The organism is Deferrivibrio sp., assembly GCF_055117995.1.
In genome coordinates this window covers 149,980-171,111 of record NZ_JBSQOT010000001.1, presented here as the reverse complement: position 1 = coordinate 171,111, position 21,132 = coordinate 149,980, and the positions used below count along the sequence as shown (strand labels likewise).

Sequence of the window (21,132 nt, the reverse complement as noted above, 5' to 3'; positions counted from 1 at the left end):
CAGGGTATGTTAAAAGAAGACACTTTACTGAGTGAAACAGCATGAATGAAGGAAAATTAAAATCTATGAAAAAAAGTCTTGACAAAAGGGGGTATCTTATACAACAGATATTGAAAGAAAAAATATACCCGAAGGGCTGCAAAAAGCTGACAGATACGATGTGGCGGTTGTAATAGGTAATTCTGATTACAAGTATATTCCTAAAGTTGACTTTGCCAAAAATGATGCACTTGCTGTAAAAAACATTTGATCAAGACATTTGGTTTCATGGAAGGGAATATTATTTTTGTAGAGGATGCGACACTTTCCAAATTTAACCAAATTTTTGGTACAAATACATCAAATAGAAGCCAGCTTAAAAACTATGTAAAACCCGGTGTTTCAAATGTTTTTGTTTATTATGTAGGTCATGGGGCACCTGATTTGAATACTAACGATGCTTACTTTGTACCTGTTGATGGTGACCCTCAATATATTTCTACAAGCGGATATAAATTGCAGCAATTTTATGATAATCTTGCAAAGATAGGAGCCAAAAAGATTACGATTGTAATTGATGCATGTTTTTCGGGTGACTCTGCGAAGGGGATGTTATTTTAAAATATAAGCCCCGGAGCCTTGAAAGTAAAATCTGAATATCAAAAGCCAAAGCAGGCGATGCTTTTTACAAGCTCATTGGTAAATCATGTGTCCACATGGTATCCTGAAAAAGAGCACTCAATGTTTACATATTGGTTTCTAAAAGGTTTGCAGGGTAATGCTGATGGTAATGGAGATAAAAAGATTACAGTGGCTGAAATGGCAAATTACTTAAAAGACAATGTCCCTTACGAGGCAAGGAAACAGCATGGTGTTGAACAAACTCCACAAACTGATGGCAACCCTTCTGATGTACTTGTGGTGCTGAAATAATGAAAAGATTTGTATTTATAATTTTTACCCTGTTTGTTATGAAAAGCGGTTTTGCCGGTATGGTAACAAAGGTAGTAGGGGAAGGTTCATGTGCGATTATAGGTATTACTGCGAAGCAGGCAAGGCTTACCGCACTTCAAAGGGCGAGGGCAGATGCTATTGAAAAGGCAAGCGGTATAAAGGTGGCAGCAAATACAATTGTCACAAATGGTAAATTGGCTGTAGATTTGATTAAGACATTTACATCCGGGTATATTGTAAGCGAAAAGAAGGAGTGGTTGCCTCTTGGTGAATACAGGTCAGAGGAATCTGCCGTCCCTATACCTGAATATAGGGTAAGGATAGAAGCTGAAGTTATGGTGCCTGAAAAGTTGGTTGATGTTGGGCTTGAGGCAAAATTAAACAAGATAACATTCATAAAGGGGGATAAAGCATTTATAAAAATAAAGGCACGAAAAGACGCACAATTTGCGATATTTAATCTTATGGCAAATGACAAAGTTGTAATGCTCTACCCAAACACTTATCACAGGGAAAAAATGTTGACAAAAGGCGAAGAATTTTTGTTTCCTGAAAAAGGTGCAATATATGACCTTGAAATGTCAACGTTTGATGGTCATAGTCAGGATAGTGAAGCATTTTTGATTGCAGCTACCGATGATAAGACTGTAAATTTTAATTTGTTATATGGATATGCTGAGGAGCTAACATTTACGGAGTTTTACAATAAATATAGCAAAATTGCTGACAAAGTGCAGGAAGTCATATTGCCGTATCAGGTTTTTGAGAAATAAGGTATTTTTGACTTTTCGCTTACCTTCAATTTGAACTGTTGCAAATTTTGCAACAGGTTGAATTTTCATCCAATTTTCCGTTTATTTAGGTAATTATAATAAATTATACTGTTATTTAAAATGTTTTTTTAACATTATTGTTTGTTTATTTCATTGCTATTATCAAAAATGTATAGCTTCATCTGTAACTACCATAATATTTTACTTATTGTGTTATTTTCCATTAAAAACAGTAAAGTTTAGTTACAAAGTTTTTGCAAAATAAAATAAAAATATCTTCCTGGTGCTCAATAGTCTAATTTTAATGTTTTTACATTTAAGCTGTATAAATTTCATTTTGAAAGAACCGGACTGCCCATTATAATTTGACATTCAGCAGCAAGAAAATGTGACGTAAAAGTTACAAAAGAAAATACATTAATAATAAGCGATTTTTTAAAAAGCTATTGATTTTTTATAGATAAATCATATTTGTGTAGTATGCTTTAGTGAAAGGAGGCTTATATGAAGCTGATAAAATTTATCATAATCTTTTTTGTATTTTCAGGAATCGGCATCGCAGGTGACTTTGTGATTTATAACTATCAGGGGGCAGAGTATGAAGGATATTATTCCAGAGTAAAAGCTGATTCCCCGCTTGTTTTTATGGTGCATGATTGGGATGGTATAACTGATTACGAAATCAAGAGAACTGAAATGCTAAACGAGCTTGGGTATTCTGTGTTTGTAATTGATATGTTTGGAAAAGGTGTGAAGCCTGTTACAGTAGATGAAAAAAGGGCACTTACAGGTGCATTATACAAAGACAGAAATAAAATGAGAGGCATTTTGTATGCCGCTTATGACAAAGCTGTTTCTTTGAATGCAAATGTTAAAAATGCGATTGGAATGGGTTATTGTTTTGGCGGGACTACAATCCTTGAATTTGCAAGAAGTGGTGCCAGCTTAAAAGCATTTGTGCCATTTCATGGAGGGCTTGCAACACCTGAAGGCCAGGATTATTCCAATGTTAAAGGTGAAATGCTCGTTTTTCACGGAAGTGCAGATGCGTCAGTCAAAATTGAAGATTTTGCAAACCTTGTGAAAGAGCTTGAGGCTAACAAAGTAAAACATGAAATGATTACATATAGTGGTGCACCTCATGCATTTACAGTTTTTGGAAGCGACAGGTATAGAGAAGATGCAGATAAAAAATCCTGGAAAAGATTTACAGAATACCTTAAAGAGGTGTTTAATAAATAATTTTCATAGCGTGCATTTATTTGCACGCTTTTTTTAAACTATAAACCACAACAAATTGTTTCTTTTTAAATTCACCTAACAAAATCATTACTTTATCAAATAAAATATGTTATTATTAAAAAAGTCATTATCATTAAATAATATTGGATAAATGGATGTTTGTTAATGTTTGCATAAAAGCAGGAAAATTTTTTGTTGAATCTTCTAAAACGATTGTTGAATTTATCGGATTTTCTTCTTTTTTGATTAGAAATATTTTGAAAATGAATATGTTTAATCCGACAGTAAAACTTGTTTTTTTTAGACAAATATATTTTACTGGCGTTCAAATTTTATCGGTTTTTTCCATCATTTCCCTTTTCATGGGGTTTGTGTTTGTAGGATTTTTGACCCAGTTTCTTATAAAATTAAATGCTTATCAGGAAATAGGGCAGGTATTGTCTGTGTTGATAATAAGGGAGCTTGCACCATTGATTTCGGTGATTATGCTTGCTCTTCGCTCCTCTACTGCAGTTGGTGCAGAGATTGCGGTAATGAATATTACAGGCGAAACAAGGACGCTGAAGATGTATAAAGTAGACCTGACAGATTATTTATATGTCCCAAGAGTTATGGCAGGCCTTATTTCTATGGTATGTTTATCAACATTTTTTACCTTTTTTTCTTTGGCAGGTGGATATTTTTTACTGAGCATTCAGACAGGTGCGGATTTCGCATATATTACCAATATTATCCTGGACTATGTAAATCTTACTGATATATTTTGCTTTTTATATAAATCAACATTTTTTGGATTTTTACTAATGGCCATTCCAATATATACTTCCAAAAGTGTTAAAAATGCAAATACTGAGATTCCTGTGGCATTGTTAAAGGGGATGATGAGACTTTTTTATGGAATTATATTTGTGGAAATAACCGGATTTTTGATATGAATATATGTTGGATAGATAATAAAATTAATGACAAAGAAATAATTTATGATATTTTGGCATTGAAAAATGTTCGCATTGCGGTTGTAAACAAAATATTTCCTCTGATAAGCAACCTATCTGTTTTTGAAAATATTGTTTTGCCAGTTTGTTACCATACAGGTGAAAAATTGGACAAATATTATGATAAAGTTGCATCATTATTAAAACAATTTAACATGGATACAAAGATTCACTTTAGGCAGAATGAATTGAGTAAATATGAAAATTTTGTTGTAAGATTCTTGCAGGGGTATCTGTCAGGTTTTGACAAAATAGTTGTAATAAATGAGATTTACGATTTAACTCTCGAGGAAAAAAAAAGTGTTGTTAGTTTTTTAAAGGCAGAAAAAAGTGACAATGTGCTTTTTATGGAGTATAATAGATATAAAAATATTTATGATGGCTTTGAATACAATACAATTGAGGATTATAAAAATTGGCTGACCCAAGGTTTAAAAATTTAGAGTTTAAAGTTGGTTTGTTTATACTGGCTGCCATATTTATTATTATTGCTACCGGTGTGCTTGTAGGTATTAATAAAAAAGTCTTTACAAAAAAGATTCATGTTTTTGTAAAAGCGCCTTCCGGTGATGGAATAAAAAAAGGTATGCCTGTCCTATTTTCTGGATTTCAGATAGCAAGAGTTGACTCTGTGGATCTGAAGGATACTGGTGAAGTAATAATGAAAATAAATATTCCTGAAGATTATGTAAAATGGGTCAGAGAAGATTCAGTGGCTAAACTTGTGGCTCAAAATTTTATTGGTTCATCATCGGTTGTTTTTGAGGGCGGGACTGGTCAACAGGTGAAAGATGGATATGAATTTTTACTTAAAAAAGATAAAGGGCTTGATGAGATTATTGAGAAAGCTAAACCTGTCATGGATGACTTGAAAATTATTGTAGAAAATATAAGGGTAATAACTGATAGAGTAGCAGATGAGAAAGGGTCATTTAATACTTTTATGAAGGGTCTTGAAAGCCTTGGCAGCGATCTTGTAAACAAAGAGGGTTCGCTTGGATACCTGTTAAGAAGTGATTACTTGAAAAATGAAACTGTAAAATTGTTGGACAACGTTTACAACTTGCAGTTGAAGATAGACAAAATAGCTGATAATACTATAAAAACAACTAATTCAGTAAATCGCAAAATAGATGAGGTTGATGTTAATGGCATCAATACGCTGGTAGGTGTTTCAAAAAAACTGATTGAAAATATTAATAACAGCGTATCTGAAATTGACCCGATTCTGGCAAATGTTAACAAGATTACAAGCGACATAGGGGAAGCTACCGATAATATTAGCAAAATCCGAAACGAGGCTGATTATATTTTGTCCAATACCAATGATTTGATTTTGAATTTAAAAGGGAAATGGCCCTTTGATTCTAAGAATGAAGAAGAAGTAAGGAAATTGAAATTACCATGAAGCAAACATTTATGATTTTGATAATAACAGTATTTTTGTTCTCGTGCAGCTCAAAAAAAATATCCCCTGAATATCAGGAAGGGGAGTCTTTATACGAAAAGTACATAGATAATTATCTTAAAGGAAATCGTGTTTCATCTGTGTATTTTGACAAGGCAGTGAATATATTTCAGAGAAATGATGATTTTTGCAATCTGAGCAGGATTTATGTGTCCAGGTTTTTATTGAATGAGGAGTATAAAGACACCAAAGCTCTCGAAGATGCACGATTTTTTGCAGAAAATGGAAGATGTAGTGAGGAGGACAATTTTTTAAATTTTGTTGAAGGGAAAGAATATGAAATAACTAAATTGCCTGAATATTATCAGAAGTATTTGAAAATCATAAAACAGAATAATTACAATAATATTAAAGAAAAATTTGCTGAGTTTCCCGAATATTTCGTTAGCAGGGTTTTGAGAAATGAAGCGGCATTGTTGATGAATGAAACAGGGCTAATGTTGATTGATGAAGCCTATCAGATAGACAGATTTAATGGCTGGACACTCAATATTTATAGGGATTTATTGATAAAAATAAAAATAATGAACAAACTGGGTAAAAATACGGATAAAGATGAAATTAGAGTTAAAAATCTTGAGAGTATTCTTATGATTAAATAATAAACTGTAGTGATTAAAATATAGGCAGCATTATGGAAAATTTGTTGAATATGATAGTGAAAATAATGGAAAAATTTGGCATATATTTTGATATAAATTTAGAACAATAAATGGAGGAATTATGAAGAAAATTGAGGCTTTAATCAAACCATTCAAACTTGACGACGTTAAGGAAAAATTGACTGAGCTTGGTATAAAAGGGATTACGATATCTGAGGTAAAGGGATTTGGCCGTCAGAAAGGGCATACTGAGCTTTATAGAGGTGCTGAATATGTTATCGATTTTATACCTAAGATTAAAATCGAGTTGGTTTTGCCGGATGAATTGGTTGAAGATGCTGTAAAGGTAATTATGGATGCCGCAAAAACCGGAAGAATAGGAGATGGCAAAATTTTTGTATTGCCTGTTGAACAGGTTATAAGAATAAGAACAGGCGAGTTGGGAGAAAACGCTCTTTAAAAAATATATTAAAAAAACAGGAGGACTTATGACACCTAAAGAGATTTTAAAACTTGTTGAAGAGAAGGATATTAAATTTGTCGACCTAAGGTTTATGGACTTTATCGGATTATGGCAACATTGCAGCTATCCTGCCCACGAGCTTACTTTGGATACTTTTGAAGACGGAATGGGTTTTGATGGTTCAAGTATCAGAGGGTGGCAGGCGATCAACAACAGTGATATGATATTGCTCCCTGACCCTGCTACTGCAAAGATAGACCCTTTTTCTGCTGCACCTACCCTTATATTGATTTGTAATGTTTATGATCCTATTACCAAGGAGCCTTATACAAGAGACCCAAGGCATATAGCTAAAAAGGCAATCAATTACATGAAAGGGACAGGAATTGCAGATACTGCATTTTTTGGACCTGAAGCAGAATTTTTTGTTTTTGATAATGTAAGATATGGTTATACTTCAAACAGCGGTTTTTTCTTCTTTGACAGCGCTGAAGGTGAGTGGAATACCGGAAGCAAACAGGATGGACAAAATCTTGGCTACAAAATCAGACATAAGGAAGGATACTTCCCTGTACCACCACACGATACTTTGATGGATTTAAGAGCTGAAATGTGCTTGATAATGGAGCAGCTTGGGATTACCGTAGAAGCTCATCACCATGAAGTTGCAACTGGCGGGCAATGTGAAATTGATGTGAAATATGCACCAATGGTAGAACAGGCTGATAATATGCAGCTTTATAAATATGTTGTAAAAAATGTTGCCAGAATGCATGGTAAAACTGTAACTTTTATGCCAAAGCCTATGTTTGGCGATAACGGAAGTGGAATGCACTGCCATCAGTCACTATGGAAAGATGGTAAACCGCTTTTTGCAGGTGATGAGTATGCCGGCCTTAGTGAACTTGCTCTCTACTATATCGGTGGTATTATAAAACATGCAAGGGCAATTGCTGCATTTACCAATCCAGGTACAAACTCATATAAAAGGCTTGTTCCAGGTTATGAAGCCCCTGTGAATCTTGCATATTCTTCAAGGAATAGAAGTGCAGCGTTAAGAATACCAATGTACAGCAATTCTCCAAAGGCAAAGAGAGTAGAGGTAAGATTCCCGGACCCATCTTGCAACCCTTATCTTGCTTTTACTGCAATGCTTATGGCAGGTCTTGACGGTATAGAAAATAAAATTGATCCAGGTGAGCCAATGGACAAAAACCTTTATGACCTTGATCCAATTGAACTTTCAAACATTCCTCAAATGCCTGGAAGTCTTGATGAGGCGCTTAATGAGCTTGAAAAAGACCATGAGTTCTTACTCAAAGGTGATGTATTTACAGAGGACGTTATATCAACCTGGATTACCTATAAGAGGGAAAATGAGTGTAAACCTGTCAATACAAGGGTACACCCATACGAATTTAAACTCTATTTTGATGCATAAGAGCAGTCTTGAAATAACTATTTTATGTGACAATTATGTTGACAAACCCATGCTTGTTAGTGAGCATGGGTTTTCCTGCCTAATAAGATATAACGACGTAAATATTCTGTTTGATTCTGGGCAAGGGCCTGCCATAAAAAATAATTTTGGTTTGATTAAGGATAAAAAAATTGATTTTGCAGTATTAAGCCACGGGCATTATGACCAAGCCAACGGATTTTTAAATTTTCAAAATATTGATTTGAACATATATACCCATAAAAATGTTTTTTCAGAGCACTTAAGACGAAGAGATGATGCTTTTGACTATATAGGTTTGGATAAAAATATTTTAAAAATGGAAAATATCAAATTTATTTTGAATGAAGATTTTACGGAAGTTGCTAATAATGTTTATCTGTCAGGCTCAGTGCCTCGATATGTAGATTTTGATGCAGATGAAAACCTTTTTATGAAAACTTTATCCGGATATGTAAAAGATTTTTTCCCTGATGAACAATATCTTGGTATTAAAACAGACAAAGGGTTGGTTATTTTTACGGGGTGCTCCCATTGCGGTATTGAAAATATTCTTATTGATGCAAGAAAAAAATTTGGTGACGTTAATATATATGCTTTAATTGGTGGATTTCACCTTTTTCGTTCGAAAACTGAAGAAGTTTCAAGGATTGCAAATTTGCTTAATAATTCAGGTATAACAAAAGTCATTACGGGGCATTGTACAGGTGTGGATGCTTACTACATATTGAAAGAAATGTTAAAAGAAAAAATTTATTTTTCAAAAGTTGGTCTAAAATTTAAGATTGTGTAATATCAATACTGACGCAGTTTTTGCCAGATTTTTTGGATTTATAAAGCATTGTATCAGCGTGCCTTAGAAGTGATTCATAGGTCTCATTCTTTTTCCTGAAAGCTATTCCAAAACTTGCTGTAATTTTTACTTTATCAAGAGGTTTGCTCCATTTTGTATTTTCAATAGCACTTCTGATTCTTTCAGCGAGATTTTTTAAAGAGTTTTCATTTTCGTTAATACACAGAATAGAAAATTCTTCGCCACCAAACCGCGTTACTACATCCCCTTCCCTTGTATGAGTTAAAAGTGCATTGCCTATTTCTTGCAAAACAATATCACCAATATCGTGGCCAAAAGTATCATTTACCCATTTAAAGTCATCAATATCTATCATAGTTAATGAAACTGAGTCGATTTTACCTCTGTCATGAAGTGCAAACACCCTTTTGACCATTTCAGAAAGGTAATGTCTTGTATGACACCATGTTAATTGATCTTTTGTAGAGAGGTTATAATATTTGTGTTTTTCTTTTTCCAGATTTATTCTTATAAATTCTCTTTCAAGGGCTACACTAAAAAGTTCTGCAGTTTTATTGAGGATATTTTTTACCTCATCATTGATATCGGAATTTTTGCAGATTTTGACCTTAATTATCCCGTAAAGTTTGTCGTCATTATCAAAAATATTGAGATATAAATACTTTCCTTGAATAACCAGATTATCTTCCTTAAACTCACTTTTAAATTTTACTAACATATTGAGCTTGTTGTCTATATTGTCAACTTCATCCCAGATGAGTCTGTTTTCACTGAAAGTAAAGTATTTATTGTTAAAAATTGTGTAAAATGTAATCTCTTTTGCTCCAAGTAGATTTGTAATCTCAGATGAAATGTATTTGACTAACTCTGAAAATGTCTTGTAAGTAGCCATTGTCTGAAGTAGCCCTGAAAGGTATGAATTAAGCTTTATTAATCTTTTTACTTCAGAGTTTGTTTGAGATAGCAAAAACAGACCGCAGTCAAGATTTTTCAATTTTGCCAGAATCGGTTTTATAAGTTCTTTTTTGATAATTGAACCATGTTGAGGGGCAATCATTTCAATTTCATATTTTTCAATCTTGTATAGAGAGTTTAACAATACTTCTCTTGTAGGCATATAATGTTCATGGAAAGCTGCAATTGAGTCGAAATAATTTATATCTTTAGCGTATAAACTCCATTTATCGGTAAATCCACCAAAAAGGTCACTGGAAAATAAAACTTTTGTATTATTATCATATGTGCAAAAAGCTCCGGGAAAATGGCAATACGGAGTAAATATGAATTCAAGGCTTTTATTTTCTGTTTTTAATTTCCACTGATTTTTTTCAACGCATAAGAATGGAATTCTTAGTCCATAATGTTTTAAAAGTGCGATTGCTCTCCAGTGGGAAATTATTATTGCATCATCTCTGTTTAATATTTCATCAATTATGTAAAGTGCGCCTGTTATATCAGGGTCTTGATGGTGACATATAATATATTTTATGTTTGAAAAAGGGATAATTTGTTCTATTTTGTTGAGCGTTTCCTTGAATGTTAGTTTTGAGCCAGGATCTATTAAAATAGATTCTTTTCCGTTTACTATGAGATATACGTGACACTGGAAAGGGTCACCTTCAAGATTATGACCAACCCAATAAGTATCTTCAGCAATTTCCACAGGTTTGTTAAAATCCGCTTCCATGTGCTATTATAGCAGATATATTTGATTGGAGCAATTATTTTGAATAAAAATCATTTAATATAAAGTAAAATTCTTTTTCAGACTTTGCATCATAGACTTTTTTTCTGAATTCACCGGAGTCTTCAAAGCCTTTGGAAAACCAGACAGCAAATTTTTTGACAATATCAAGGTAGTATTTTTCCCCTCTATACCCTTTTTCATATTCAGCAATTTCCAGAACGAGCTCCATACATTCTTTTTTGTCTGGCTCGTATTTTTCAGGAAAAGATTTTATTGATTTGAATATCCATGGGGATTTCATCATTTTTCTGCCAATCATTACCCCATCCACACCTGTTTGTTTCATTCTTTTGTAACTTTCGTAATCTGTAACGTTACCATTTCCTATAACAGGGATTTTTGAAAGACTTACTATTTCACTAATTTTGTCATAATGTATTTCCCCGGAAAAAAGCTCTGCCTTTGTCCTGCCGTGGATTATTAATGCGTTTACACCCTCATCATGGCAGATTTTAACGATTTCTTTGTGAACAAAATTATCCTTTTCAAACCCAAGCCTTGTTTTTAGGGAAATTGGTTTATCAGTAGCTTTTCTAAGAGCGCCAATAATAGAAGCAAGATTTTTTAAATCTTTGAGATGATAGGCGCCTGAGCCTGATTTTAAAACCTTTTTTACCGGACAGCCTGCATTTATGTCATAACCTTGTGCGTCAAAATTATCTTCAAGGATTTTTACGGCTTCACTGTAAGTTTCAGGGTTTTTACCAAAAAGTTGAATTATAACAGGTTTGTCAAAATCTGTTATTCTGGCAAGTTTTATGGACTTTTGTATATTTCTTGATACCCCTTCGGTAGACACCATCTCTGTAAAAATTAAACCGTCAAAAAATTTTCTGATTATTTTTCGAAAAGGGATATTGGTCACACCTGCCATTGGTGCAGCCACAAGATCATTTTTCGATAAAATTTCTTTATAAAAAGCTTCTTTAGAATAGTTTGATACGTTCATCCCTGTCAAAAACTCTTGAGTTATAGTCCATGAATATTCTCTTGTTAAAGAATTTGAAGGCCGTGTAAGCTACCATTATGCCGTTGTCTGTACATAAAACCTTTGAAGGAAAAAATACGTTAATGTTCTTTAGCTCATCCTTAAATCTCTGTCTTAAATAACCATTGCATGCCACACCACCTGCAACTACAAGTTTGGAAAATCTAAATTTTTTTTGGGCAAGCCTTACTTTATGGATAAGTGTGTCAACTGCTGTTTTTTGGAAAGATGCGCATATATCTTCAGGAAGATAATGATCACTTTTAAATGCAGTTATAACTGCGGTCTTAAGGCCACTGAAACTGAAATCCAGTTTATTTTTTATTGCTATAGGGAAATTAATTTTATTTTCATCTCCCCTGAGTGCGTTTTTTTCAATTTCCGGGCCACCTGGATAATTAAGTCCAAGGGTTTTTGCCACCTTGTCAAATGACTCTCCGACAGCATCATCGATTGTTTTGGAAATCAAATTGAAGTTGTATGATGTGGAAACTAAAAACAGGTGTGTATGCCCCCCTGAAATCACAAGAGCAGCATAGGGCGGAGTAAGCTCTTTATTTTCAATCTCTCCTGAAAGTATATGGGCAGTAAGGTGATTTACAGGGATAAGAGGTTTTTTTAGTGCATAACTTAAGCCTTTTGCAAATGATACACCCACAAACAGCGCTCCTATAAGTCCTGGTGAGTTTGTAACACCTATCAGGTCAATGTCATTCAAGCTAACTTTAGCATTTTCAATAACTTCAGCTACAACAGAATGTATTTTTAATGCATGGTTTCTTGAAGCAACCTCAGGTACTACACCACCGAATTTTTTATGTATGTCTGCCTGTGAGAATATTTTGGAAGCCAGTATTTCGGATCCATTTTTTATAACAGCAGCAGAAGTTTCATCACATGAAGTTTCGATACCAAGTGTTATCAATTATTTAATACCTCTCTTACAGTAGAAAATTTTATCCCCTTTTTTTCAAGCTCCGGGAGATATGATTTTAATACTTTAACCGTATTTGGTCTTAGGTGGCCAATCATAATAACATTTTTATTTTTTTCAAGAAGATTAATCCCCTTGTTGATTTTGTTTTTGATGTATTCGGGGTCGTCAGAATTATCAATAAATACATTATTAATACCGCAATTAGGTAAATATTTTTTACATATATCATAAGCAACAGTATTTTTGGAAGTATGACTGTCTACAAAAGTATCAGTATATATTTTAAGATATTTCAAAACCTGTTGCATTTTTGTCCTGCTTTCCGTGAGGGCGGAGCCCATGTGGTTATTTGCTCCATCAATTTTACCAAGCCTTTCAACATCTTTTTTGATAATGATTTCGATTAATGACTCAGGTGTGTTTAAAAGAATAGCGCCTTTTCCCGGGTCAGTTTCAGGATAAGACTTTGGTTCCATAGGCAGGTGCAAAAACAGCTCTTTGTTATTTTTTCTTACCAGTTCAGAAGTTTCTCTGTCATATCTGGTAAATGGGATTACCGATAAAGTTACAGGATAGGGGAGGCTTAAAACTTCTTCTGCAAGTTCAAGACTGTTGCCGGCATCATCAAGGATAAGTGCTATTTTGTGTTTTATCTCTTTATTGATAAGATTTTCAACATTGACAGGGTTTTTGTCAACTTTGTCTTTAATTTCCTCAAAAGATACAATATTTATATTAAAAATAAGATTGTTATCTTTGTAAAATGATAAACTATTACGGTGTGCATAACCTTTATTGGAAAGTCTTGAAATTAAGCTTTGTTTTATACTGTAAATTTTGTCTTCCGGTATTGATATTTCAAATGTTGTAATATTGTTTTTGGAATATTTTTTTAAGTGTTCTTTATCTAACTCATAATCAAACAACACAATTTTTATTATGTTTTCTGCCGAACTGATTTCATTTTGATAATTGTTTAGCTGCACAACCTCAGACTTTAGGCTGTTGACTTTGAGATTTACAACTGAAAAAATAATGATAAGTATTATAAGAAAAAAAACTCCGCCGACAATTAGCCCCGGCGGAATTTTTGATATATTTTTTCGTTTATTTTTTTTGGGTTTAGTTGCTTTTCTTGCCATATATGATAAGACCTTTTAATACATCGACAGCAGACTTTAATTGTATGTCATTATTGATATCTTCCGGTTTATCTGCATCTTCTTCACTTTTTGTGGAGTTATCCATTATTTTTTCCTGTTCACCTACAAGGTGATTTTCAAGATCGCTTTCCTTCAGGGAAAAGTGCGACTTTGTCAAAACAATTTTACCTGCACTTATTTCTATATCGGGTTTTATACCAACACCCTGAATGGATCTTCCTTTTGGTGTGTAGTATCTGGCCGTAGTAAGCTTTATTGCCGACCCGTCAGATAATGGAATTATAGTTTGGACTGAAGCTTTCCCAAAGCTTGTTTGCCCGATTATTACTGCTCGTCTATAGTCTTGAAGAGCGCCGGCAACAATCTCTGATGCTGAAGCACTGCCTTCATTAATCAGAACGACAAGAGGAGTTGAGTCATCAAAGTCAGCAAACATCGAAGTTTTAAGGTGATTTTCCTTTCCATCTCTATCTTTGGTAAAGACAACAGTCTTTCCTGAATCAAGGAAAAGGTTGGCCACATTTACAGCTTCGGTTAACAGACCTCCGGGGTTGTTTCTCAAATCAAGAATAATCCCTTTGTAATTATTTTTTGAAAGTTTTTTAAGAGCATCCATTATTTCCCTGGAAGCATCTTCTTTAAAGTTTGTAAGTCTGATATAAGCTATGTCATCAATCATCTTGCTTTTGACAGCCTGAATTTTTATAATTGCTCTTGTGATGGTGACGTCAAATGGTTTTTCAACTCCATCTCTCAAAATTGTTATTTTAACATTTGTGCCGGGCTTTCCCCTCAGTTTTTTTACCGCTTCATCAAGGGTGATATTTGCAGTAGACTTATCATCAATTTTTATTATTTTGTCGCCTGCTTTTATTCCAGCCTTGTCTGCCGGTGTGTCCTCAATCGGTGAAATTACAGTCAGGATTTTGTCTCTCATCCCTATTGTAATACCCAATCCGCCAAATTCCCCTTTTGTTTCCACTTTAAACTCTTTGTATGTTTCCTTGTCCATATAGCTTGAATGAGGGTCAAGATTTTGAAGCATACCTTGGATTGCTCCATTTATAAGGTCTTTCAGCTCAACTTTTTCTACGTAATATTTGTCGATAATGTTCAGGGCATCTGAAAAATTTTCAAGCTGCTGATACCGGCTTTCACTTTTTGCATATACATCTGATATTTTAATCGTAAGGGCGCCCAAAACAAAACCCACCATTGCAATAAGGCTGAAAAACAAAGCTAACACCTTTCTTTTAATCATTTTAACCTCCGTTTGCAGCCAACCATTTTTCCGGGTCAACTGCTTTATCCTGCTTTCTAATTTCAAAGTAAAGATATGGTGTTATATCTTTTACGTCAACATCTATAATACCAATTTTTTCATTCATTTTTACCTTCTGGTCAATACTTACAAAAATTTCGTCGAGATTCGCATAAAGTGTATAGAAGAATTCATCGTGTTTTACAATAATAATATTTCCATAACCTCTTACCCAATCGATATATTTTACAATACCATCAAAAACTGCCCTGATATACCCTTCATCTTTTATCCTGATTTTTATACCCTTAATGAAAATCTCACCGTTGAAGTCATTAATCTTTTTGGGCCCGTAATGTTCTATGACTTCTCCTGTGGCAGGCCATGGGATTTTACCCTGAGATTTAAAAAAGTTGCTTGAGGCTAATTTTTCTCCACCTTCTTTTTCAATTTGTGGCCTTATTTGTTTTAATTTTTCCTGAAGTTCAGAGTACTTCTTATTTAATAGTTTAATATATTCTTTTTTACCTTCTTCATCTTCGTTTAATATTTTTACAAGTTGCTCCAGTTTTAACTTTTCATTTTTTAAGTCGTTTAGTGTAGTTTCTTTTAGATTTAGAATGCGAAGAAGAGCGTTATTCCTTAAATCCAGCTCATTTTTTAGTTCACTGATTTCGTTTTTTTTCCTGTTTACCTGATCGATTTTTTCTTTGAGATTGGAATTTATCTGCTCGATAATTTCCATATTTTTGAGAAGTGTATAAAAATCTTTGGAAAATAAAAGAACTTTGATTGAAGCGATATCTCTGTTATCAATTAGATAGATATTAAAATTTTTAATCTGTAAAGAGAGTCTGTCAATATCAGCATTGAGTATGTTTATTTTTTCATCAATTTGTTTAATTTGCTCATTTAATTTTTTTATGCTCAAGGTAGTAATTTTTACCGTTTCTTCCTGGGCAGAGACCTTTTTTTGCACTGCCTGTATTTTTGACAACAAATTTTTTCTGGAATTATCTATTTCTTTTAAGAATTTGTTTTGTTTTTTTATGTCTTCCTGCAGTTGGTTTATATATTTTTCATATGTTGCGTAATCGTCAATAACGTTTGAAAAAGCAATTTTTGTAAGAATCAAGAATAAAATGCAAATCCATCTAATCATTTATTCTGCTTGCCTTTTTTAAAAATTTTAAAGAGATGTAAAAAGCAGCGATCACATTTATTAGAAAAAAATAGACTGCCATGGCAGAATATATATAAATATTTGGTAATTTGATAAAGTTTATGTTCAGCGAAGATAATATATAGTCATTAATTCCAAAAAAGATTGAAAAATTTATAAGAACAGATATGGCAAAGCTCAGGATAAATTCAATAACAGATGCAAAAAGAAACGGAACGATTATAAATGTTCTTGTAGCGCCAACAAGGCTGTAAATTTTAATTTCTTCTTTAAACTTGTAGAGATTCAGGTTGATTACATTTATTGTAATAAATGCGATTGATATCGAAAGCAATATTGTTACAATGAATATAAATATTTGCAGGGAGTACTTTATGGATGCAAATTTTAAAACCCACTGTTCACCAAATGATGCCTTGTCTACTATTTCAAACTTGTTAATTTCTGTTTTGATCTGATTTATAAAAATTAGGTCTTTGAAGTTGTCTTTTAGCTTTATTTCTATAAACGATGGGAAAAAGTCCTTTGATATGTTTTCCAAATATTTTAGATTTTGAGTATTATTCTTCAGATATTTGTAGGAGTCTTCCGGTGTGTAATATATAATATCTTCAACTGAGTTTAAGTTCTTAATATTTTTAATGAATTCGTTTATTTTTTCAGTATCGTCAGTTTTAAGGTAAACTCTTACATTTTGGACTGAAGAGAGATTTTTAAAAAAAGAATTTGTTGAATAGCCTATGGTAAAAATAAACTGATATATGAAAAATATTGTGGTAAGAGTGAGAAAAGAAACTATTGAAGTTTTAAAATTCAGTTTATAAAATTTAATACTTCTATTGAAAAGGTAGGAAAATTTACTCATTTTTTGTGTCAGCCTCTACTTTGCCATTTTTAAGGTAAATTGTTCTTGCCGGCATTTTTTCAATAAGCGCCTTGTCGTGAGTTGCAACCAAAACTGTATTCCCCTGGTTGGCAATATCCTGTAATAGCTTTATTATGTCTTCTCCGCGTTCCGGATCGAGGTTTCCGGTTGGTTCATCTGCGAGGATAATTGATGGTTCATTAATAAGTGCTCTTGCAATAGCTACCCTTTGTTTTTCTCCACCGGATAATTTTTTTACTATAGTATCTCTTCTGCTGAATAGTCCTAACCTTCTAAGTATGGAGAAAATTCTGTTTTCAATTTGTTCAGGCTTAATGTAGAATATTTCAAGAGTCATAAATATATTATCAAAAACAGTTTTTTCTTCAAGCAATTTGAAATCTTGAAATATTACTCCGATGTTTCTTCTAAGATACGGAATACTTTTGGGGGTGATATTAGTAATATCTTTATTTGCTATTAAAACAACACCACGTGTCGGCAGAAGGTCTGCGTATATAAGTCTTAACATTGTTGACTTCCCGGCACCGCTTGCTCCGGTAATATAGACAAATTCCCCTTTGTCAATTTTAAGACTTACGTTGTCTAATGCTTTTTTTTCCCCATAGAATGAAACAGATACATTAAAAAGTTTTATCATCTTTTAAGAAATTTCCTTTAAGTACGGCCTGCTCCACTTTTTTATGTTGACTGACAGTGGTTTTAAAGTCCACGAAAGGTGATTTTATTGAGTTTATTATTTTTCCACCGTCAAAAATCTGTGTGACAACTTTATCCGAGTAAATTTCAGTTTGTATATGATATATTTTGCCATTGTATCTTATGTTAGAATTAAAACTTCTGTTCATTCAGCAGATCCAATATATTTTTTTCATTCAAATAAGGCAGTTTTTTTGAAGAGTCAATATTCTTAAATGCGTGATAATATTTTACCAGAATATCGTATGCCTTTTCGAGCCTCAGCAAGGATGTATATGCGGTAGAATCATCTGATTCAGCGAGTTCTTTTTTAAGAATGTAGATTTCGGCGCCTATTGCAGTCAGTGGTTGTCCGAAAAAGTGAGCAATAGTTCCTTTAACCTCATCAATATTAACATTCTTATTGTTTGAAATCATTTCATGATATTGAAGAACTTTAAAGATTTTGGTTTTCATTTCCTTGATAGGTGTGGGTTTTTTGAAAAAATCATAGGCACCCAGTTCAAAACATTTTTCAATAACTTCAGGGTTTGTCTGGGCTGAATATACTATTTTGGGGACTTTTATTTCTTTTAGTTGAAGCAAAATTTCAGTGCCGTCTATATCGGGCAGATTTAAATCTATTATGTATAAGTCCGGCAAAATTCCAGATTTGAACGTCCTGTAAAACTCGGAAGAATTTGCGCTGTACGAGATTATGTATTCCCCTTCGAGAGCATTTTTTATTGTATAAATTGTTAATTCTGAGTCTTCAATAATATGTATATGCTTTTTGCTCATTTGAATACCCTTTCATTTTGGTAGAAAAGTTTTAGGTCTTTGTAGTTATTATTGTTATGATAGATGTTTGAAATGCTGATTAGTTCGCTTTTGTATTCATTCATTCTTTCTTTTTGATATTCAATAAACTTTGCATTGTATGTAAGTTTTACAGATAGCAGTTTCTTTGAGACAAAAAAGGTTAAAGTCACAAGAATGGCAAATGATACAAGCCCGACCAATACATTTACTAAATTAATCTTTTTTGATTGGACAGTTTCCTTTTCAGTGGTGCTAAGTTCAATTAGATTATTTTCTATTAGAAGATAAATTATTTTAAGAATGTAAAACTCATCAAGGGCGGATTTGGAAATAATTTTTTGAATAGTATTATGCCCATCTATAAAGTTAAAAACAATTTGCGCATCTGAGTTGAAAAATACACGATTTTTTTTCACAACTACAGGCTCATCTTTGCTGGTTACTTTATTGTCAACTGCAATGTATAAATCTTTTTCAACCTTTTTGTATATGAGACTCAAACTTTTGATTTTAGTTTTAAACAATTTTATTTCATCAATATTTTTAAGCGTATCAAGGAGAATTGAGTCTATACTTATAGGCATTACTTCGTCAGTGTTATATTCAACCACCGATGGGACGAATTCATACTTACCTTTTTCCAGCGCAAGTATTTTTTCAAAGTTTGACTTAATGTGCTCTGTGTATAGCTTTTTTAAAGTTTCATTTGTGACAACATTATCGTCTATTAGGAGTTGGCCAAGTCTGATTGGCATTTTTTTCTGTTTTTCCAGATAAACTTCAAGATCATTTTCAGAAATTATTCCTCTTGAAACAAGATAATTACCAAGTTTAAAATCGAATGTTTCTGTATCAGCTTTTACATCGATGAGCTTCCCTTCCTTGATGAAAACTTTTGCATTAAAATTATCTGTTTCTACCTGCAATATGCCGGTTTTGGACGATTGGCAGATAAGTTGTATAACATCAATAAGGCTAAACTCTTTTATATTTCCTTTAAACGCCATCAAAATCCCTTTTTACAAAAATATTTAGTATGTAAGCAATTATGAAAAATGCTCCATAGATGTAGTACAAATATTTTATGACAAGGTGAAAACCTATATTTTCTGGGCTTATAAAAAATAACCCTCTGAAAGTGACAATAAAAATAAAGATTGAATGAATCAAAACCATCAATATCCCGGCAATTGGCTGATTGTTTAGTAGTCTGTCAGCTCCAGGGGCAACAAATGTAAGAATTATATTTTTATAATTTTTATTTTGTCTGTATCTTTCGACCTGAAACTGTTTTTTTACAAGTGTAACAGCATCGGCTTTGGCAATTTTGTGTGACAATATTCTGCACTTTTCGCATACATTGTTATGCAGGTATCCATCATCACACTTTACACAAAAGCTTTCACCGCATTGTGTACACCTGAAAAATCTGAACTTTGATAATATATTGTTAGTAACAAGTCCTATTATTAAAAGTATTGAAAAAACTATAATGTTCACGTAATCAAGGTACAGTTTTGTACGGACTTTATATATTTCTGTAAAATATGGTAAAAAAACATATGAATTTAAGTTTATTTGAAAAGTTTGCAGTAATTTATGGTATTCAGGGTAGAATGTATAAAGATTTTTTATGGTTTCTTCGTATTCTTCATACTTGAAGTTTTTTGAAAACAATGATGCAACATTTATAAGAATTATAGGGTCTTCAAGCAGATTATACTCTTTTGCTATTTTGTTAAATTTATCTATGTCTTCTGTCATCAGCAGATAAACAGCATAGTTGCCTGCTTCAAACCTGTCTTTAGGGTTGAATGAAATATTTTTATAAGAGGTTATAAGCTCAGGATATTTTATTGCTGCAATTATTTTTGCCATTGGGCTGTCATTTTTTTCGGCTATTGAAATAAGGTACTCCTTTGAAACTGGCTTGTTAACAATATTGATGTATTGAGATTTTGAAGATGGAGATTGCAGATAATCTACTGAATTAATCAAAACAAAGACGATTGTAGCTATTATTATAGGCATTTTAAAATTAATTTTTTCAGGAGCAAGCAATAAAATACAGAAACCTCCTAAAATTGCAAACATATGGTTGTTAAAGATTACCGAGCAAACTATTACTATAACAATGAAAGCTAAAAGCTTTGATACTCCAATAAAAAATCCTTTAAATTTGTGACTGTGAAAAAATATATAGTAATTTTTAAACAACAGATAAAGCATTGTAAGAAATATAAAAATTGAAGAAACATATTTTAAGATAACAAAGATCGAAAATTTATCAAAAAACAAATAAAATCCTAAAATTTTGTTAACAAAGCTTTGGGATAAAATTGCCTTTATCTTACTGGCGTTTTCCTTGTTAAAGTTTATTACAGCAGATATAGTTTTATCATTTATCTTCTCCGGCTGATTAATTAGTGCCTCGACAAGGCCGTATGCCACAGTTTTGTCACTAATCCCCTTGTTTATTATAAAGGCTTTGTATAAAGAATTTAAATTCTCTTCTGTTGGATTTTTGATAGTTTTTTGATACTGAGCGACAAAATTATTGCTGTAAAATTCATAAGCATTTGCCAAGGATGAAACAATAGTGAAAGCTAAAACAGAAAATATTATTTTGATTTTCATATAAACATTTTACACTATAAATGTTATTTTGCAACTAAAGTTTTTTTATTTTTGCAAATGGTAAGAAAGTTTGTCAAAAAT

Annotated in this window: 23 protein-coding genes; 11 read left to right on the top strand and 12 right to left on the bottom strand. The window is 32.6% G+C overall.

The annotated features are described in order from the left end of the window. The first annotated feature begins 246 nt into the window (after positions 1–246). From ACTCAF_RS00855 to ACTCAF_RS00805, 11 genes are all read left to right on the top strand, one after another. Positions 247–600 (top strand): caspase family protein, encoded by a 354-nt coding sequence (locus tag ACTCAF_RS00855; RefSeq protein WP_463061410.1) that lies wholly within the window; start codon positions 247–249, stop codon positions 598–600. An 18-nt stretch (positions 601–618) separates the two neighbouring features. Further along, entirely contained in the window at positions 619–912 is a 294-nt protein-coding gene (locus ACTCAF_RS00850) for a hypothetical protein (RefSeq protein ID WP_463061409.1), read from the top strand. Continuing rightward, on the top strand, positions 912–1,706 hold the full coding sequence (locus ACTCAF_RS00845; protein WP_463061408.1) for a DUF4384 domain-containing protein: 795 nt from the start codon (positions 912–914) through the stop codon (positions 1,704–1,706). The genes ACTCAF_RS00850 and ACTCAF_RS00845 overlap by 1 nt, the downstream gene beginning before the upstream one ends. A 504-nt stretch (positions 1,707–2,210) precedes the next feature. Then, the gene (locus ACTCAF_RS00840) at positions 2,211–2,948 is read left to right on the top strand and encodes a dienelactone hydrolase family protein (protein ID WP_463061407.1); all 738 of its coding nucleotides are present in this window, start codon (positions 2,211–2,213) and stop codon (positions 2,946–2,948) included. A 155-nt stretch (positions 2,949–3,103) separates the two neighbouring features. Then, positions 3,104–3,883, top strand: coding sequence for an ABC transporter permease (locus tag ACTCAF_RS00835; RefSeq protein ID WP_463061406.1), 780 nt, complete (start codon positions 3,104–3,106; stop codon positions 3,881–3,883). Next, complete coding sequence (locus tag ACTCAF_RS00830; protein WP_463061405.1) at positions 3,880–4,386, top strand: hypothetical protein; 507 nt, start codon at positions 3,880–3,882, stop codon at positions 4,384–4,386. The genes ACTCAF_RS00835 and ACTCAF_RS00830 overlap by 4 nt, the downstream gene beginning before the upstream one ends. 14 nt (positions 4,387–4,400) lie before the next feature. Then, the gene (locus tag ACTCAF_RS00825; RefSeq protein ID WP_463061404.1) at positions 4,401–5,351 is read left to right on the top strand and encodes an MlaD family protein; all 951 of its coding nucleotides are present in this window, start codon (positions 4,401–4,403) and stop codon (positions 5,349–5,351) included. An 11-nt stretch (positions 5,352–5,362) separates the two neighbouring features. Beyond that, positions 5,363–6,013 (top strand): hypothetical protein, encoded by a 651-nt coding sequence (locus ACTCAF_RS00820; RefSeq protein WP_463061403.1) that lies wholly within the window; start codon positions 5,363–5,365, stop codon positions 6,011–6,013. A 121-nt stretch (positions 6,014–6,134) separates the two neighbouring features. Continuing rightward, positions 6,135–6,473, top strand: coding sequence for a P-II family nitrogen regulator (locus tag ACTCAF_RS00815; RefSeq protein ID WP_463061402.1), 339 nt, complete (start codon positions 6,135–6,137; stop codon positions 6,471–6,473). Between the two features lie 28 nt (positions 6,474–6,501). Further along, positions 6,502–7,917 (top strand): type I glutamate--ammonia ligase, encoded by a 1,416-nt coding sequence (gene glnA / locus ACTCAF_RS00810; protein WP_463061401.1) that lies wholly within the window; start codon positions 6,502–6,504, stop codon positions 7,915–7,917. Continuing rightward, entirely contained in the window at positions 7,910–8,728 is an 819-nt protein-coding gene (locus tag ACTCAF_RS00805) for an MBL fold metallo-hydrolase (protein WP_463061400.1), read from the top strand. The genes glnA and ACTCAF_RS00805 overlap by 8 nt, the downstream gene beginning before the upstream one ends. Here ACTCAF_RS00805 and ACTCAF_RS00800 read toward each other — a convergent pair. From ACTCAF_RS00800 to ACTCAF_RS00745, 12 genes are read right to left on the bottom strand one after another with little or no spacing between them, the layout of a single operon-like run. Beyond that, positions 8,715–10,436, bottom strand: coding sequence for an oxygen-binding di-iron domain-containing protein (locus ACTCAF_RS00800; protein WP_463061399.1), 1,722 nt, complete (start codon positions 10,434–10,436; stop codon positions 8,715–8,717). The two genes, ACTCAF_RS00805 and ACTCAF_RS00800, sit on opposite strands and share 14 nt — an antisense overlap. A gap of 34 nt (positions 10,437–10,470) precedes the next feature. Beyond that, entirely contained in the window at positions 10,471–11,445 is a 975-nt protein-coding gene (locus tag ACTCAF_RS00795) for a tRNA dihydrouridine synthase (protein WP_463061398.1), read from the bottom strand. Further along, on the bottom strand, positions 11,423–12,409 hold the full coding sequence (tsaD, locus tag ACTCAF_RS00790; protein ID WP_463061397.1) for a tRNA (adenosine(37)-N6)-threonylcarbamoyltransferase complex transferase subunit TsaD: 987 nt from the start codon (positions 12,407–12,409) through the stop codon (positions 11,423–11,425). Before tsaD ends, ACTCAF_RS00795 begins: the two co-directional genes overlap by 23 nt. Beyond that, positions 12,406–13,563, bottom strand: a complete 1,158-nt coding sequence (locus ACTCAF_RS00785) for a divergent polysaccharide deacetylase family protein (protein WP_463061396.1) — start codon at positions 13,561–13,563, stop codon at positions 12,406–12,408. The genes tsaD and ACTCAF_RS00785 overlap by 4 nt, the downstream gene beginning before the upstream one ends. Further along, the gene (locus ACTCAF_RS00780) at positions 13,544–14,845 is read right to left on the bottom strand and encodes a S41 family peptidase (protein WP_463061395.1); all 1,302 of its coding nucleotides are present in this window, start codon (positions 14,843–14,845) and stop codon (positions 13,544–13,546) included. The genes ACTCAF_RS00785 and ACTCAF_RS00780 overlap by 20 nt, the downstream gene beginning before the upstream one ends. A gap of 1 nt (position 14,846) precedes the next feature. Further along, a complete protein-coding gene (locus tag ACTCAF_RS00775; protein ID WP_463061394.1) occupies positions 14,847–16,007 on the bottom strand; it encodes a murein hydrolase activator EnvC family protein in 1,161 nt (386 codons plus the stop codon). Next, complete coding sequence (locus ACTCAF_RS00770) at positions 16,000–16,893, bottom strand: cell division protein FtsX (RefSeq protein ID WP_463061393.1); 894 nt, start codon at positions 16,891–16,893, stop codon at positions 16,000–16,002. The genes ACTCAF_RS00775 and ACTCAF_RS00770 overlap by 8 nt, the downstream gene beginning before the upstream one ends. Continuing rightward, positions 16,886–17,554: a cell division ATP-binding protein FtsE gene (ftsE, locus tag ACTCAF_RS00765; RefSeq protein ID WP_463061392.1), complete on the bottom strand. Its 669-nt coding sequence runs from the start codon at positions 17,552–17,554 to the stop codon at positions 16,886–16,888. The genes ACTCAF_RS00770 and ftsE overlap by 8 nt, the downstream gene beginning before the upstream one ends. Next, positions 17,538–17,762: a hypothetical protein gene (locus tag ACTCAF_RS00760; RefSeq protein WP_463061391.1), complete on the bottom strand. Its 225-nt coding sequence runs from the start codon at positions 17,760–17,762 to the stop codon at positions 17,538–17,540. Before ACTCAF_RS00760 ends, ftsE begins: the two co-directional genes overlap by 17 nt. Further along, positions 17,746–18,393 (bottom strand): response regulator, encoded by a 648-nt coding sequence (locus tag ACTCAF_RS00755; protein ID WP_463061390.1) that lies wholly within the window; start codon positions 18,391–18,393, stop codon positions 17,746–17,748. Before ACTCAF_RS00755 ends, ACTCAF_RS00760 begins: the two co-directional genes overlap by 17 nt. Next, complete coding sequence (locus ACTCAF_RS00750) at positions 18,390–19,421, bottom strand: DUF4388 domain-containing protein (protein WP_463061389.1); 1,032 nt, start codon at positions 19,419–19,421, stop codon at positions 18,390–18,392. Before ACTCAF_RS00750 ends, ACTCAF_RS00755 begins: the two co-directional genes overlap by 4 nt. Continuing rightward, on the bottom strand, positions 19,411–21,051 hold the full coding sequence (locus ACTCAF_RS00745) for an Rcat domain-containing protein (RefSeq protein WP_463061388.1): 1,641 nt from the start codon (positions 21,049–21,051) through the stop codon (positions 19,411–19,413). The genes ACTCAF_RS00750 and ACTCAF_RS00745 overlap by 11 nt, the downstream gene beginning before the upstream one ends. Positions 21,052–21,132: the final 81 nt, after the last annotated feature.